This window comes from Pseudoalteromonas sp. SG43-6, from assembly GCF_014164365.1.
Classification (GTDB): Bacteria; Pseudomonadota; Gammaproteobacteria; order Enterobacterales; family Alteromonadaceae; genus Pseudoalteromonas; species Pseudoalteromonas rhizosphaerae.
Genome location: NZ_JACJEZ010000044.1, coordinates 1 through 14,803 on the forward strand (window position 1 = coordinate 1; position 14,803 = coordinate 14,803).

The window sequence follows — 14,803 nt, forward strand, 5'->3', positions numbered from 1 at the left end:
CGTTGGTCAGGAAAATCACGCGATTGGTCAATAATTAAGGAAGTAAATTTAAATCCTGAGAAAAAAGAAGAAATGCGGGTGGCATAAAATTTAACTTGAGGCGACAACTAACTTGAAAAACTCCGTAAGTTAACCTGCGTAGGCGCCAAGCTTGCTGGCGCGCGAGGTTTGGTTGGCTAAAGTGCAACGATAAAACCAATGGGGGCGTTTAAATTGTAGGTCGCCCTTTAGGGCGAGAAAGTGAATATCACCACCGAGAGCACAGAGGGGCTTCGCTACACAGAGGTTAAATATTGGAAGTAGGTGATGGCTTTAGCCACGAAGGATTTAACACCAGTGATAAGTTCACCACCGTAGGCGCTAAGCTTACTGGCGCGTGTAACTTTTGGTCATTGCTTGCTAACTTGTCGCTTTCAAACTCGCTAACTGTTTAAACAAACCTTATTCAAGGTTTTGTCGCGCTGGTGACAGCAGCCAAAGAGGGGCTTCCGCTGGCCTCTCTTTGGACTCTCTGTAGGAGCTGGCTTTAGCCGCGAATGTTTTCCACCCTAGCATCACGCTATTTCCTGTAAAGCATAATTGATGTGAATGTAAGCGCCGTTTTTTCGCCATCCTTGGCGAAGTCACGGCTTAACGCGCATCCATGCGCGATATTACTCATCAATTACTTATTTTCAGGGCGTGATGACGGGGGGAGGGTGTTAAACGTGGGATTGGCTTTTGTTATTGGCACTATGCTAAGCTTGTTTAAAATAAATTGATATATTTTCCTAGTCGATAGGTAACATTCCTTTTTTACCTAATGAAACATAGTCGAATTGCCATCGCTTTAACTTACCTGATTCTAGCTGGGCTACTGTCAATGTTTTTTCATTTATAAATACTGCTTTATTTAACACAATTCCTTCACAATCTTCAATTTTATTACTTATGGTAGTTAAAAATTTATTAAAGATAGAGTTTGGGTTATCTTCAGTTTCGAAATAGGCTTCATAGTCAGAATTTTGTAGTACAAAAAACATATGTAAAACATAGTCTTCATGTTTTTGTAGATCTCTGGTGAACTCATTTAAATTAATATAAACACTTTTACATTTTTTTCCGATATCACCAGCAAAAATTTTAGCTAGTTTTGATTTTTGCTTATTAATTCTACTTTCAAATTCGTCTGGTAAAGCCGTTGTTGTGTATCGATTTGCCATCCACCGCGTGACACTTTGTTCATTTGAGATTGAACCAACTAAAGGTTTTTCACTGTGAATAGAGATTTTATTTATAAATCCTCTCTTTTTTTGTAAAGCTCTAATTTTAATGTTATTTAATTCAGGAATTTCAAAATCCAGAACTCTTGGGTTTTTACCATAAGTATTGTTACCGTCGATATTATCTATTTTTTCACACACAATATATTCAAGTGTAGGCTCTAGATCTAAATTACCGTTAAGCAGTGAGCATAAATGAGATAACACAAGGTAGTAGTAGCTTTCATTCTGGTGGTTGCTTGGAATTTGATCGTATAGGATTGGTGATGAAGTTTTATTAAAAATTGAACATTGTCTCCATCCATTATTAATAGCTTGTGCTCGATCAAATGCCAATTTGCTCATACTTAACTTATACCTAAAAGTTCGTCAAGTTCATTAGACATTTCCATAGACTTGAGACCTAAATTAACTTTACTAAGTAGCTCAATAATATCTTCTTTATTTATAGCATTACTTTCTAATATTTCTCTTGTTGAAAGGACATCATTATCTAAAGGTGTTTTCAACCAGCTACCTAGTAGATTTTTTCTATTGCTGTGAATTCCGACTAAAGAATTATTAAGGATATTTAGCCTATTTAGATTTTTACTTTGTACTTTTTTTAATGGAGTATTTAGATCATGCCATTTATAGATAGTTGCGCGTGTAACTTTCATAATTTCGCTATATTGCTTAATAGAGAAACCATACATTTCCATCAGTTGTAAACTTAACTTTTGAAATTCTAAAGCTGAATTATTTTGTTGTTTATCTTTTTCTAAACTTATAGTTAAGTTATTGTTGATGATTGCACTTTGGGGATTGTAGCTTCTATCAACACTTGTAGCGGAAGAAAAAGAGCTCCCACCAGTACCAAGTAACAATGTCCCTAGTAAAATACCTGCAGACAAACTTGTAGAGCTAGAAACCTTTGTAGTAGCTTGATTCTTCATTTCCATTCCTCCATGCCTTCTTTGGTAACTACACTGCAAAATAAATGAGAAGTATATGTGTGCATTTGGTCTAAAAGCTTTATCACATTTATAGAGTCAGCATCAATTATCGTCTGAAATTGTTTGTAGTGATCCGTATCAACTAAAGCTGAAATACACTCACTCTCAGGTATACTTTCTTTATTACCTGCTTTTATAAATAAAGGCTCAACCATTGGGATAAGATCGTCAGGAACCATTTTATGATTCTTGCCAGCAAACACTCTTAAAAAGAGTATGGAGTCAAGATCAGTTCTAAAAGTATGTTGCATACGTGCTTCAACTGGTTTTACACTAGAAATATCTAAATTAGGACTTAAAACTGATGGTTTTAAGTAAAAGTCTAGATTATTTTTCCCTTTAGGCTCAATTAAATCGATATAACGTAGCCCAATAGCCCTAATTAATTTCATATCAGTAACAGATGAATATATTTCATGTGCTTTTTCTACGATCTCAGAAAACAGTTCAAAGTTTATGTAATTTTTAGTTTGAATAAAGATATTACCACCAGAAACAACAATTCCATTGTTATAATCACCACTGATGAAGTGGTAAGTATGAACTTCTTTTTCTTCTATACTGATACCATGACTGGTTTGTATGTGAACATCTTTAACTATTTGGTGATGAAAAATTGGAAAACCTTTTTTACGAAATAACTCTTGGCTTTCTTTCAAAAAATCATCAAAAGATAGCAAGTCACCGCAATCAATTTTGCAAATAACGTATTTAACTGGAGCGTTTTTCAAAGCTCCTGTTTTTCTTAGTGTTTTCAAAATAAGGCCCAATAATTAAACGTACGAAGTGTATACTTTGTCAAAGTATACAACAAAAAAGTTCAATTGGATCTAAATAACTTACAGTTTAGACAAAGAAATTTATAAATTTGGTTTAAACTTAGATCAAAAAACATATTCTTACTAATAACCTACTAGGGTTTACTTGAGTCGTGGGTCCGTTAAGTCATTCTTTAAAAACCTAACCCCTACAAACCTTCACCCCATCCCCTGCATGTTTAAGCGCTATGATCTGGCCTTGGCTGTTGTGGGCCATGGCGAGCATGTCGCCTTTCATTATATTGCTCTCTATAGCGTGTTTGGTTTTTAAGTTATTCAATAGCGAGTCTTTTATTTGAATGAGTACTTCGCTGTGGCAGCTGGCGATGTACCAGTCGTTATCCACTTTTACTAATTGCCCGTATTCTATATAGCGTTGTTGGTGTAGGCGCAGGTCGGCGGCGAGTTTGTCATCGAGTTGTTGTTTTTGGCGGGTTATCTCACTTGAATAACTGCCCGCATTATCTACTTGGTGTACTTCTATAAAGTGGTAACTGCTTTGCTGTACGGCAAAGGTGTTGTTAAGTGTGTGTTGTTGTTCTGTGTTGTTATCTGTGGTGTTATCTGTGGTATTAAACACGGTAAAGCCCAGTACTACTAGAGCGCAGGCGAGGCCGGTCATTTGCAGGGGTAATAAAAATCGAGTCGGCTTTTTATTAGCTTTTTGATTCGGCATTTGCGTAAACAATGCCTGTTGTTCTGGCGTCAGTGTGTGGCGTTTTTTACGCTCACTAAAATGCTGGTTAAGTTGCTGCTCAAACTGTTCGTTATGCTTGTTCATGGTAGCCTCCTAATAATGTTTTTAAGTTTTGTTTTGCATAACGTAGCCGCGTTTTTACGGTTTCATGATTGCTTTGGGTGATCTGTTGTATGTCTTCAAGCGAAAAGCCTTCTTGCTGTAAGCTGAGCGCTTCGCGTTGTACAAAGCTTAGTTGCATTAAAGCGTGGTTAAAGACTTCGTAATCAAAGCTTTGCTGAGTATTAGGTGCTGCAATTGCAGTATCGTCTTCTAATTCTACAAAACGCTGTTGTTTGCGAAACTCATCGATTAACGCATTACGGGCAAGGCGGAACAACCAGGCTTTCGGGTTGTCTTGCGGTTGATAATAATGGCGTTTTTCCATCACTTTTAACCATGTTTGTTGGCTTATATCAAAGGCGAGTTGCTCATTACTTTGCGTGACTAAGTAATGATATAAATCGTTGCCAAACAAAGTAACGAGTTTAGTTAAGTGGCGATTGTCGCCACTTTTTGCGTAGTCAGCCAAGTAGTCGTTACTGGGCTGACTAATAAACCATGACTTTAAGCTTGTAAGCATAGGCACCCTTATCCGTTAATGAGCTTTTATTGCGTTTGGTCTAACTTAAAATCAAGTTGTACACTTTGCCCAGTTTGCATTTGTGCTACGCCATCAATCACTTTTGGGCGGTATTTCCAGCGTTTAATTGCCCGTAGTGCTTCACGGTCGAAAATGCGTTTTGGTTCTGCGTCAGTAACTTGTGCATCTATTACTTCACCGGTTTGAGATACATTAAAGCTTAATTGTACCCAGCCTTCAATGCCTTCTCGTGCGGCAATGGGCGGGTATTTAGGATTTATACGTACTATGGGGGTCGCATCACCGGTTGGTCGCTGTAAGTTAGCTTTTATATCGCCACCTATTTTATCAATACTTATATCTGGCGTTATTGCGGTTGTTACTATATTAGTATCAGTACTTGGCGGTGTACGCGGCGGCACTTTAGGCGGCGTTTGCATTTTAGGTGGCGGCGGCAAGGTTTGCTTGTGCTGCACTTTAGAATCTTCTGGTGCTTGGAATATTTCTACAATGATGCTGTCATCAATAAAGCTTGGCGCGCGTTGCTCGCCACTAATTAAGTACTGCATAAATGCAAATGCCGCAAAGGTCATGGCTGCACCGCCAACAATGGCCGTTGATGTTTTTAAAGCATGATTAGTGTGTGGTAAAGCTACTGTTTGCATAAGCAAATCCTCGATAAGTTAAGTGGTATTCATCACTAAAACGTGCGCTAGATTAAAAAGGGGTGAAATATTTTTAAAAAGTTTCGTGTTTGCTTATGGGCATTGGTTACAATGGCGGCTGTGAATTTTGGTTTTTATTTTATTAGGCAGTTATGCAACTTATTCAAATTGATAAAGCTCGTTATCGTAAGCATTTAAACCGCGTTATTATCGGCTGCGGCTTGGCGTTGGCTATTGGCAGTTTAGCAATCTCACAACTACTAATCGCGTTATTCCCTGATGAAAGTGGCAGTCATTTTCATTGGAATTTAATAGGTGTAGTTATTACTAGCCTAACAATTGGCTGGGCGCTGAATAAATACCGCACACATGAATATATGACCGAAGTGGTGTATGTGTGGGATCTCAAACAAGCATTGAATAAAATCACCCGAAAAATGGCAAAATTAAAAGCGGCGGGGCGAGAGGGAAATCCTCAAGCATTGTTAGCAATTCATTATAGTTATGCTGGCTCGCGGTTATTATGGCAACTAGACGATAACACTATCACCATGGATGAATTAGCTATTAAGCAAGCTGAGCTTGACAGTGTGGCGGCTAAGTTTAATGTGACGTTAAACGTTGATGATTATGATGATGTTATTTTGAAGCAATTTTAGTTGCCTTTTTGTTTCTAAAATGTGTAAAGTAGCGTTCGCTTTATAATAAAAAACTTAAAAGGAACTTTAATGACATTAAACAAGCTTTGCCTAGGTGCTTTGCTAACGATTTGTACTTTTTCATCTAATGCAAACGATGTTAATTTTTCAATCGGTGGCGGCTACCCTTACTTTGTTATACCAGAGGTATCATTATCAGCAGCACAAGGTACACAGCGCTGGTATGCTAACTATAAAATAGGCTTAGATGATGGTTTTTCTGTCGGGTTTGAACATGCGCTAACGAGCGATAAAAAGCATGCTTTAGGCTTAGTTGTTGGCGCCATTGGTGCACAAGATGATGGTCGTGAGTGTTCGGATACTGATGATAAAGACATTGGTGAGGCATTTGGTAATATTTTTGGCTGTGCACTATCAGGTATGTTTGATACAGAAACGACCAACGGTGTAGGCGTGAGTTATAGTTACCTTTTTAGTGGTTTAAATGAAGGCGGTTGGCGCGTTCGTTTTGAATTAGGCTACGGTGAAGGCAGCAACAGTAATGAAAAACGCGCTGATGGTGGCGTGAGTATTAGTTACGAATTTTAATAATTGCATTAGCTTATATAGGCTTTAGTGATAAATTAAAGCCTACCTCTACCTTGTAATACATAGTGAGTCATCTGATGTAACTGGTTATTTAATTCCTCTTACTAGCACCGCAAATTCCAACCCTGCTTGGTAAATACTACCTGAAAATAGACAACCCACTTGATGGTCGAGCCAGACTTATACCTCTATGCAGCTGTGATTAGTTAGCTGTAAAATCACATTTCATTCAGTTAAATGTAAACGCAGTGGGTGGTGTTTACGTATCACGATGATCAATGCTTAATGATGTTAGATAGGAATCATATGAATAAAATTAACCACAGAAAACTATTAAACAGTAAATGGACGGCCGTTTCACCCGTCAATAAAGAAAAGCATTTTATGATTACCGATATGGAGTTTGATGAAGAGGGCGTTGTTATCAGCTGTGTTATTGAAGCGGTGATGTCAAAGCGTTCGATGGAAATAAATTGGCATGATTTAAAAGATCAACAGCGCTGGTTACAAGGTTGGAAGTAACCTTGGTATGCAGGTTTTAATTTTATTGGTATCTTATGAATGCATGTTGATGCTAGTGGATGAAATTTAATCATGAAAAAAATACTGATCGTTTGTTTAGGTAATATTTGCCGCTCACCGACTGCGGAGGCGGTGTTAAAGGCTAAAGCATTACAGCGTGGATCACAGTTTGAAATTGACTCAGCGGGTACCGCAGGCTACCACATTGGTAATCCTCCCGATAAACGCTCGCAAGCGGCGGCACTTAAACGTGGCTATAGCTTTGAGGGGATACGTTCACGACAAGTCAACGCTCATGACTTTGAGTACTTTGATTTGATCCTCGCTGCAGATAAAGCCAATTTAGCTGATCTAACTGCACTTTGTCCGGCGCATTTGCAGTATAAGCTGTCGTTATTTTTAGCTTATGGAACCTGCGTTGATGAGATCCCCGACCCTTATTATGGTGGCGAAAATGGTTTTGAACAGGTACTTGATTTAATCGAGGATGCCAGTGACAAAATACTCGATACCTTACAAAAATAGCCCAGTCATGCTGGGCTTAAAACGTGTTTATAAACAGTATTACAAACACTGATGTTATTAGTAATTACGTGTATTTACCTGCCAATTTTAAAGTCTAGCTGCACTTGAGCTTTTGCAACCACTGCTTTTCCGTCTTCAAACTTAGGGGCATAACGCCACTTTTCCATTGCTTTAATGGCTTCTTGTTCAAATGCTTCACCACCTTCAGATTTAATGATAGTGATATTTTTTACAAAGCCAGCGGTGTTAACGTCAAATTCCATTTGCACTGAACCATCTTGCCTAAACCTTGCTTTACTATCTGGGTAGTTAGGTTCTTGACGATAAAGTGGGGTTTGTTGCTGGTTTTCTTGCCACGGCACCATTTTAGCTATAGCTAAACAATGTTTGGTCGCTTCGTCACTTTTACCTGTTTTTTCATAAAGGTGAACTAATTTAGAGTGAGCACTAAGCTCTGTTTCATGATCGAAGCTAAGCGCATCATCAAATACACTTACAACTCGATTTAAACGCTCAATCGCTTTAGAATATTGTCTTTTACCTTCTGCAAAAGCGGCAACTAAAAAGTCAGCTTTGATCCGCTCTACTGAGTTCTCAGGTAAGTTTTGGCTGTAAAACTCGTCTGCCTCAAGTAGGTAACGTTTGGCTTGGTTGTATTTCTTCCCTTGAAAGCCATACGCTAATCCTTGTGCTGCAGCCAGTTTCATATCTGCTACTAATTTTGGGACTTTTTGGACTGCAGCGATTTCAATAACTTGTTTGTATAGGGCGTCGGCTCTATTTACCGAATCAGTATTGGTTGCCATACCAAGCAATGCATCGATGAGTTCAATGCTACTTGCTGGATGATTAGCCGCTAAAATAGTGTAAGCCTGCTCAAACAAGGTAAAACGTTTTTGTTTGTTTTCTGCAGGGTATTGATGAAGCTCATTAGCATAGTTTATGGCTAAATTTGCAGTGTTATCTGATTTATCTCCATAGATTTGCTTACCTAGCAAATAGGCTTGTTCAGCTTTATCTTCTGCGCCTTTGCCTTGTTGCTGTGCATCAAGGTATTGCTGGTAAACTATTTTAAATTGACTATGTATAGATTCATCGGCGTGACTATAACCAGAATAGGCGATGGCAAGACAAAGTAGTAGAGAGGAGGCTTTCATAATGTTCCTTATTATTATGTTTAATTAAATTCTACCAAATAGGTACAACCATGTCATTGATTTAGAGTATCGGGTAAGAATTTTGTTTTTGGTGGGGTGGAATTGTCGATTTAGCGCAGGGCAATGCTTGAATTGCGAGTAACTGCCTCAATATAGTTATTACTCATTGCGGTGTTGTATTATTTTCAATGCAGTTTGTTTTTGTGATATTATCACGTTTGCATTATCGCATTACTTTTTAATTTTGGATTTGTCGTGGCGCAAGTAAGAGCTAGAGTCCAGCTAAATGTTGGCAAAAACAGTGATATACCCGCAGAAATCGTGTCATTTAGCGATTTAAAAGATGGCCAAGAGCATGTTGCTTTGGTGTTTAATCGTGCTGATAGCGAGCAGTCTGTGCCGCTTATTCGTATGCATTCTGAATGTTTAACCGGTGATGTATTTCATTCATCACGGTGTGATTGTGGTGAACAACTCAACGAATGTATTGAAATGATGCATCAACAAGGTGGTATTTTACTTTATTTACGCCAAGAAGGGCGTGGTATTGGTTTATACAATAAAATTGACGCCTATGTATTGCAATCACAAGGTATGAATACCTATGAAGCAAATAATCATTTGGGCTTTGCTGATGACTTACGTGACTTTTCTGACGCGGTATTAATGCTAGAAGCGATGGGGTTGGCTCATGTAAAGCTGATGACCAATAATCCTAAAAAGCTTAATGCTTTGAAAGATGCAGGTATTGAAGTTGAATCAGTGGTTGGCACGCATGCACACATTAAAGCTGGTTTAGCGGGCAATAAAGCATACCTAGAGACGAAAATTAAGCATGGTGCGCATATGTTAGATATAAAGAAGATTAAAAAACCGTAATTTTAAGCTGTCGTCTATGTAATCCCATCCAACGCCGAGTTATACTCGGCGTGTTTTGTTGTTAATTTAAGAGCAAGTATGTCAATTGAATTACGAGTATTTAAGGCCGATGCAGGGCTGAAATGGTTTAAAGCAGGCTGGCTTATTTTTAAAACTCAGCCTTTTACCTTTATTTTTATGCACTTATTTATAGGTATTATTGGTTTACTATCGCTATTTTTACCTTTTTTACAAATTATAGCAGCCATTGCCACGCCATTCTTAACTGCGGGGTTTTATCAAGCGGTGATCACCAAACAGCAAGGCGGCAAAATTATGTTGGCCGATATCCTAAAGCCGTTTACCGCCAAGGGTAATCGCATGGGGCTGCTTCGTTTAGCGCTTTATCAAATGGCGGCAGGTGTGCTAATGGCCTTGTTAGCTGCTGGCTTATTTGCTGAAGCTGTTGAGATTATGAGTAATCCGAATGTCGATCCTAACATTGCCTTGCAGCAAGTAATTGATAGCATCTCGATGGCAAATTTGGCGCTGTTTTTAATTGCGTTATCGGTGTATTTAACGGCTTTTTCTTATGCAGTGCCGTTGGTTTATTTTAATCAACAAAAACGTATTTTTGAGGTGCTAAAAAGCTCACTTATGGTGTTTTACCACAACATGGCACCATTGAGTGTATATGGGGCAATTACTGCAGGCTTGATGATGCTTTCAATGTTTTTATCATTCTTGCCGCTGTTGGTTTTAATGCCAATTTGCTACATTAGCTTTTTTGTTTCTTATCAAGCTATTTTTATGCCGATCGTACCGCCTGCAGAGGCAGAGCCTGTTGCGCCGCAGCATAATGATCAAAGCGGTCGTTTTGACGCATAATGGCTGAAGAAATGGATGAAGCATTACAAAAGAAGTTAAAAAATTATGTACTTTGGTTACTCGGGCGCCAAGAATATTCGCGTCGAGAGTTAACCCAAAAATTACAGCAAAAAGAGGCGACGCCTGAATTTATCGAAGCTTTATTAGATTGGTGTGAAGAGCACAATTTTATAAATGAGCAGCGTTATGTTGAAGGTTTTGTACGTCGCCACATTGCTAAAAAACATGGCTTAAAACGTATTCAAAGCGAAGCCATGGGCAAAAGGATTGACCGAGCACTGTTAGAAAGTGTGATTGAATCATTCGAAATTGATTGGTTTGGGTTAGCGCAGGATGCGTATTTAAAGAAGTATTCAAATTCACAGGACGACTTCGATCACAAAGAAAAAGCTAAGCGCGTGCGCTACTTAATGTATCGAGGGTTCAGTTACGAACAAATAGATTTTGCAATGCAAGCACAGTAAAAATGGGTGAGACGTTCACATGCAGCACATGACTACCGCACAGATCAGGCAACAGTTTTTAGATTTTTTTGCCTCTAAACAACACCAAATTGTTCCATCAAGCTCGCTTATTCCGGGTAACGATGCGACGTTATTATTTAATAACGCCGGCATGGTGCAATTTAAAGATGTATTTTTAGGCGCCGAAAGCCGCCCTTATAACCGCGCAACTAGCTCACAACGTTGTGTGCGTGCCGGTGGTAAGCATAATGATTTAGAAAATGTAGGCTACACAGCACGCCACCATACATTTTTCGAAATGTTAGGTAACTTCAGCTTTGGTGATTACTTTAAGCAAGACGCGATTAAGTTTGCGTGGGAGTTTTTGACTGACGTTGTAAAACTGCCGAAAGAAAAACTGCTCGTTACTATCTATCATGATGATGAAGAAGCATTTGGTTATTGGGCTAACGAAATTGGTTTGCCTGAAGATCGCATTATTCGTATTGCTACTTCAGATAATTTCTGGTCAATGGGTGATACTGGCCCGTGTGGTCCATGTTCTGAAATTTTTTATGATCATGGCGAACAGATTTGGGGCGGACCTCCAGGCTCACCTGAAGAAGATGGCGACCGTTTCATTGAAATTTGGAACTTGGTATTTATGCAGTATAACCGTCAAAGCGACGGTACGATGGAGCCGCTTCCTAAGCAGTCTGTTGATACAGGTATGGGTCTTGAGCGCATTGCTGCAATTTTACAAGGCGTGCATTCAAACTACGAAATCGATTTATTCCAAGGCTTAATTAAAGCTGCTGCAGAAGTTACCAATGCACAAGATATGGATGATAAATCACTGCGCGTAGTGGCGGATCATATTCGTTCATGTGCGTTTTTAATTTCTGATGGGGTTATGCCATCAAACGAAGGCCGTGGTTATGTACTGCGCCGTATCATTCGTCGTGCAGTTCGCCATGGTAACAAGCTTGGCGCACAAGGTTCGTTCTTCTATAAGTTAGTTGCTGCGCTAATCGAACAAATGGGTCAAGCGTATCCAGAGCTTGCAAAACAGCAAGAAATCATCGAAAAAGTACTGCGTATTGAAGAAGAGCAGTTTGGCAAAACTCTTGAGCGTGGTTTAGCTATTTTAGAAGAAAGCCTGACTGATTTAACTGGCGATGTGATCCCAGGTGAATTGGTATTCAAATTATATGACACCTATGGTTTCCCTGCCGATTTAACCGCAGATGTAGCGCGTGAGCGCTTTATGACGATTGATGAGCAAGGCTTCCAAGAGTGCATGGCTGTACAGCGTAAAACTGCACAACAAGCTGGTAAATTTGGTGCTGACTATAACCAGCAATTAAAGTCTGACAAACACACTGACTTTAAAGGCTATGACGCAACGCACTATAGTGGCACTGTGATTGAAATGTTCGCGCAAGGTGAAGCTGTATCAGTACTTGAAGATGGCCAACAAGGCATTGTGGTACTAGATCGCACACCGTTTTACGCTGAATCTGGTGGCCAAGTTGGCGACACCGGCACATTAACGGTAGCTGGCGGTGAGTTTACAGTAACTAATACTACTAAACTTGGTAATGCATTCGCGCATCACGGAACAGTGATGGGGCGTATTGGTGTGAATGATAAAGTTGACGCTAACATTGATGATAAGCGCCGTGATCGTGTTAAAAAGAATCATACAGCGACGCATATTTTACATGAAGCACTACGTCAGTTATTGGGCGATCATGTGTCGCAAAAAGGTTCGCTCGTAGACCCTGAACGTTTACGTTTTGACTTCTCGCATTTTGAAGCAGTCACGAAAGCTGAACTACGTGAAATTGAGCGAGTTGTGAATGACGAGATCCGTCGTAACTTTGCACTAAATACTGAGCTGATGGCAATCGATGCCGCCAAAGAAAAAGGCGCAATGGCGTTATTTGGTGAGAAGTACGATGATGAAGTTCGCGTAGTGACTATTGGTGATTACTCTATAGAACTGTGTGGTGGTACTCACGTAAATCGTGCTGGTGATATCGGTTTATTCAAAATAGTTTCTGAGAGCGGTATTGCTGCCGGTGTGCGCCGTATTGAAGCGGTAACAGGTGCTGATGCAATTGCTTATGTAAGTGAGCAAGAGCAACACCTAAACGACGTAGCGGCTCTTGTTAAAGGCGACAGCGCATCAGTACTTGAAAAAGTAACTGCCTTGCTTGAAAAGTCGAAAGGGCTTGAAAAACAAATAGCACAGCTAAGCGACAAGCTAGCCAGTGCTGCGGGTGCATCATTAATTGATTCAATTGTTGAAATTAATGGTGTTAAATTACTTGTGGCAAACGTTGAAGGCACTGAATCAAAAGCCTTACGCGGCATGGTTGATGACCTTAAAAACAAGATTGGCTCAGGTGTTATTGCACTTGGTGTTGCTGATGGCGACAAAGTAAGCTTAATTGCTGGTGTGACTAAAGACTTAACTGGCAAAGTGAAAGCCGGTGAGCTGGTAAATCACATGGCATCACAAGTTGGTGGTAAAGGCGGCGGTCGTCCTGATATGGCGCAAGCTGGTGGCTCTGAGCCGCAAAACTTAACTGCAGCACTTGATAGCGTAACCGCTTGGTTAACTGAGCGTACTTAATAGCTCAGTACGTAAAGTTGATTTAACACTTTAGGAGGCTCAATTGAGTCTCTTAAGGTGTTTACTCTAAATCTGCTTTAACAGCTAAGCCACGTCCTAAATTTATAGCTAAAACGGCATACCTTACTAAATACACACTACCGCATTTTTTATTGCCACTGGATTTACCTTAATTACGAAAAAACTCGGAACTATCCCCATAAACTCTCCACAGCGATGATAAAACTAATTTTTATTGAAACTTTTTCTCGATAACTGCGTCCAAATAGTTAAGATTAATCATAACTTTGAAAAAATAGGCTATGCTTATATCGACTGCCGTTATAGTGCACAGAAAAGATTTTAGTAACTACTTGAAGTATTAAATGACAACCACCATTATATTAACAGTAAAGAAATTTCTGTTGGTTGCTCAGTTACTAAAGTCGCCATTGAGGCAGTGACTATGAAATCATATCGTAGTGTAGTAAGTTTGTTTTTATAGATTAACGTAAACACGTATCAAGATCTGATATTAAAATATTAGTTTGAATAGATGAAACATACTTAGAATTGGCAATAGGCGCATTATAAAGAGTTTTTTTAACAGAAAATGAATCGATTTAGAGTTTTTACTTACTATTAAGGCTTATTTTCTTTAATATACAGACGCGGAATCTTTTAATTTATTGGAATACGGGAGCAAGAGAATGCTAATACTAACTCGTCGAGTAGGTGAAACCCTAATGATTGGTGACGAAGTAACTGTCACTGTACTAGGTGTTAAAGGAAATCAAGTACGTATTGGTGTTAATGCACCTAAAGACGTTTCGGTACACCGTGAAGAAATTTACATGCGTATTCAAGCTGAAAAGTCTAACCCAAATCCGGGCAATGCTTAATCAATTTAATTGATATGAAAGAGCCACTATTTAGTGGCTCTTTTTTTTATGTATTCAATAATCTCATCACTCAGTACGCTGTTTGAAACGTACTGCATGCCGCGACGACTTTTTAAAATAATACCGCGAACAGTAAAAATTACTTCATCAATATCTTGCCATGCTAGCTGATAGCTTTTATGTGGGTTTTCGCTTTTAAAACCGCTTTCATCAATAGTTAACGTTGCCTCAGAGCCTGATGCTCGACTAAGCATTTGCCGCGTTACCCACCAAGGCCTGCGATAATAAAAAGCAACACATTCAAGTACTGCGGCCATGATCAAGAAATTTCCTAAATAGTGTTTTTCTAACCAATAAATAGCTGTAAGTCCTAAACTAACCAATAATACTAAAAAAACATATTTCGGCTTTGCTTGTGCGCTGTAAGGCAGAGACTCATCAAAACATTCGTAAAAGTAGGGTTTATCTAATGTATAAGTGGTGCTAAATGACATGATTAACAAATTCAGGATTACTGTGCGGTTATTTTAGCAAGCTTAGTCGCAAAAAGCCGTTCTTTTAACTGTTCATTTGTTTGTTACT

General features: G+C 39.1%; 18 protein-coding genes. 10 read left to right on the forward strand and 8 right to left on the reverse strand.

What is annotated here, in order from left to right; genetic code table 11:
- Nucleotides 1-293: 293 nt before the first annotated feature.
- The gene (locus H5201_RS16880; RefSeq protein WP_182785099.1) at nt 294-434 is read left to right on the forward strand and encodes a hypothetical protein; all 141 of its coding nucleotides are present in this window, start codon (nt 294-296) and stop codon (nt 432-434) included.
- A gap of 336 nt (nt 435-770) precedes the next feature.
- Here H5201_RS16880 and H5201_RS16885 read toward each other — a convergent pair whose 3' ends face one another.
- The 6 genes from H5201_RS16885 to H5201_RS16910 form a co-directional block, all read right to left on the reverse strand.
- Entirely contained in the window at nt 771-1,607 is an 837-nt protein-coding gene (locus H5201_RS16885; protein WP_182785100.1) for a hypothetical protein, read from the reverse strand.
- Nucleotides 1,608-1,609: 2 nt separating this feature from the next.
- Complete coding sequence (locus tag H5201_RS16890) at nt 1,610-2,197, reverse strand: hypothetical protein (protein ID WP_182785101.1); 588 nt, start codon at nt 2,195-2,197, stop codon at nt 1,610-1,612.
- Nucleotides 2,194-3,015 carry a TIGR04255 family protein gene (locus tag H5201_RS16895; RefSeq protein WP_182785102.1) on the reverse strand — a complete coding sequence of 274 codons (822 nt, stop codon included), beginning with the start codon at nt 3,013-3,015 and terminating at the stop codon, nt 2,194-2,196. Before H5201_RS16895 ends, H5201_RS16890 begins: the two co-directional genes overlap by 4 nt.
- A 202-nt stretch (nt 3,016-3,217) precedes the next feature.
- Nucleotides 3,218-3,856, reverse strand: coding sequence for a hypothetical protein (locus H5201_RS16900; protein WP_182785103.1), 639 nt, complete (start codon nt 3,854-3,856; stop codon nt 3,218-3,220).
- Nucleotides 3,843-4,394 carry an RNA polymerase sigma factor gene (locus H5201_RS16905; RefSeq protein ID WP_182739898.1) on the reverse strand — a complete coding sequence of 184 codons (552 nt, stop codon included), beginning with the start codon at nt 4,392-4,394 and terminating at the stop codon, nt 3,843-3,845. The genes H5201_RS16900 and H5201_RS16905 overlap by 14 nt, the downstream gene beginning before the upstream one ends.
- 26 nt (nt 4,395-4,420) lie before the next feature.
- The gene (locus H5201_RS16910) at nt 4,421-5,059 is read right to left on the reverse strand and encodes an energy transducer TonB (RefSeq protein ID WP_182759493.1); all 639 of its coding nucleotides are present in this window, start codon (nt 5,057-5,059) and stop codon (nt 4,421-4,423) included.
- Between the two features lie 152 nt (nt 5,060-5,211).
- Here H5201_RS16910 and H5201_RS16915 point away from each other — a divergent pair, with 152 nt between their 5' ends.
- The 4 genes from H5201_RS16915 to H5201_RS16930 all read left to right on the forward strand — a co-directional run bounded on the left by H5201_RS16915 (nt 5,212) and on the right by H5201_RS16930 (nt 7,353).
- Nucleotides 5,212-5,718: a DUF3087 domain-containing protein gene (locus tag H5201_RS16915; RefSeq protein ID WP_182739897.1), complete on the forward strand. Its 507-nt coding sequence runs from the start codon at nt 5,212-5,214 to the stop codon at nt 5,716-5,718.
- 69 nt (nt 5,719-5,787) lie between these two features.
- Nucleotides 5,788-6,306 (forward strand): hypothetical protein, encoded by a 519-nt coding sequence (locus H5201_RS16920; protein ID WP_149981696.1) that lies wholly within the window; start codon nt 5,788-5,790, stop codon nt 6,304-6,306.
- A gap of 306 nt (nt 6,307-6,612) precedes the next feature.
- Nucleotides 6,613-6,828 (forward strand): TIGR02450 family Trp-rich protein, encoded by a 216-nt coding sequence (locus H5201_RS16925; RefSeq protein ID WP_149981694.1) that lies wholly within the window; start codon nt 6,613-6,615, stop codon nt 6,826-6,828.
- Nucleotides 6,829-6,900: 72 nt separating this feature from the next.
- The gene (locus tag H5201_RS16930) at nt 6,901-7,353 is read left to right on the forward strand and encodes a low molecular weight protein-tyrosine-phosphatase (RefSeq protein ID WP_145240896.1); all 453 of its coding nucleotides are present in this window, start codon (nt 6,901-6,903) and stop codon (nt 7,351-7,353) included.
- A gap of 74 nt (nt 7,354-7,427) precedes the next feature.
- On the opposite strand, the gene H5201_RS16935 is transcribed toward H5201_RS16930, so the two are convergent.
- Nucleotides 7,428-8,510, reverse strand: a complete 1,083-nt coding sequence (locus H5201_RS16935; protein WP_145240898.1) for an energy transducer TonB — start codon at nt 8,508-8,510, stop codon at nt 7,428-7,430.
- A gap of 255 nt (nt 8,511-8,765) precedes the next feature.
- Here H5201_RS16935 and ribA point away from each other — a divergent pair, with 255 nt between their 5' ends.
- The 5 genes from ribA (at nt 8,766) to csrA (ending at nt 14,221) form a co-directional block, all read left to right on the forward strand.
- Nucleotides 8,766-9,389, forward strand: a complete 624-nt coding sequence (ribA, locus tag H5201_RS16940; protein WP_145240900.1) for a GTP cyclohydrolase II — start codon at nt 8,766-8,768, stop codon at nt 9,387-9,389.
- Between the two features lie 78 nt (nt 9,390-9,467).
- Entirely contained in the window at nt 9,468-10,256 is a 789-nt protein-coding gene (locus H5201_RS16945) for a BPSS1780 family membrane protein (RefSeq protein ID WP_149981689.1), read from the forward strand.
- An 11-nt stretch (nt 10,257-10,267) separates the two neighbouring features.
- Nucleotides 10,268-10,720, forward strand: a complete 453-nt coding sequence (locus tag H5201_RS16950) for a regulatory protein RecX (RefSeq protein ID WP_182718042.1) — start codon at nt 10,268-10,270, stop codon at nt 10,718-10,720.
- Nucleotides 10,721-10,739: 19 nt separating this feature from the next.
- Entirely contained in the window at nt 10,740-13,340 is a 2,601-nt protein-coding gene (gene alaS, locus H5201_RS16955) for an alanine--tRNA ligase (protein ID WP_145240904.1), read from the forward strand.
- Between the two features lie 689 nt (nt 13,341-14,029).
- A complete protein-coding gene (gene csrA / locus H5201_RS16960) occupies nt 14,030-14,221 on the forward strand; it encodes a carbon storage regulator CsrA (protein ID WP_004587515.1) in 192 nt (63 codons plus the stop codon).
- Nucleotides 14,222-14,247: 26 nt separating this feature from the next.
- Here csrA and H5201_RS16965 read toward each other — a convergent pair whose 3' ends face one another.
- Nucleotides 14,248-14,715 (reverse strand): YcxB family protein, encoded by a 468-nt coding sequence (locus H5201_RS16965; protein ID WP_145240906.1) that lies wholly within the window; start codon nt 14,713-14,715, stop codon nt 14,248-14,250.
- Nucleotides 14,716-14,803 lie beyond the last annotated feature (88 nt).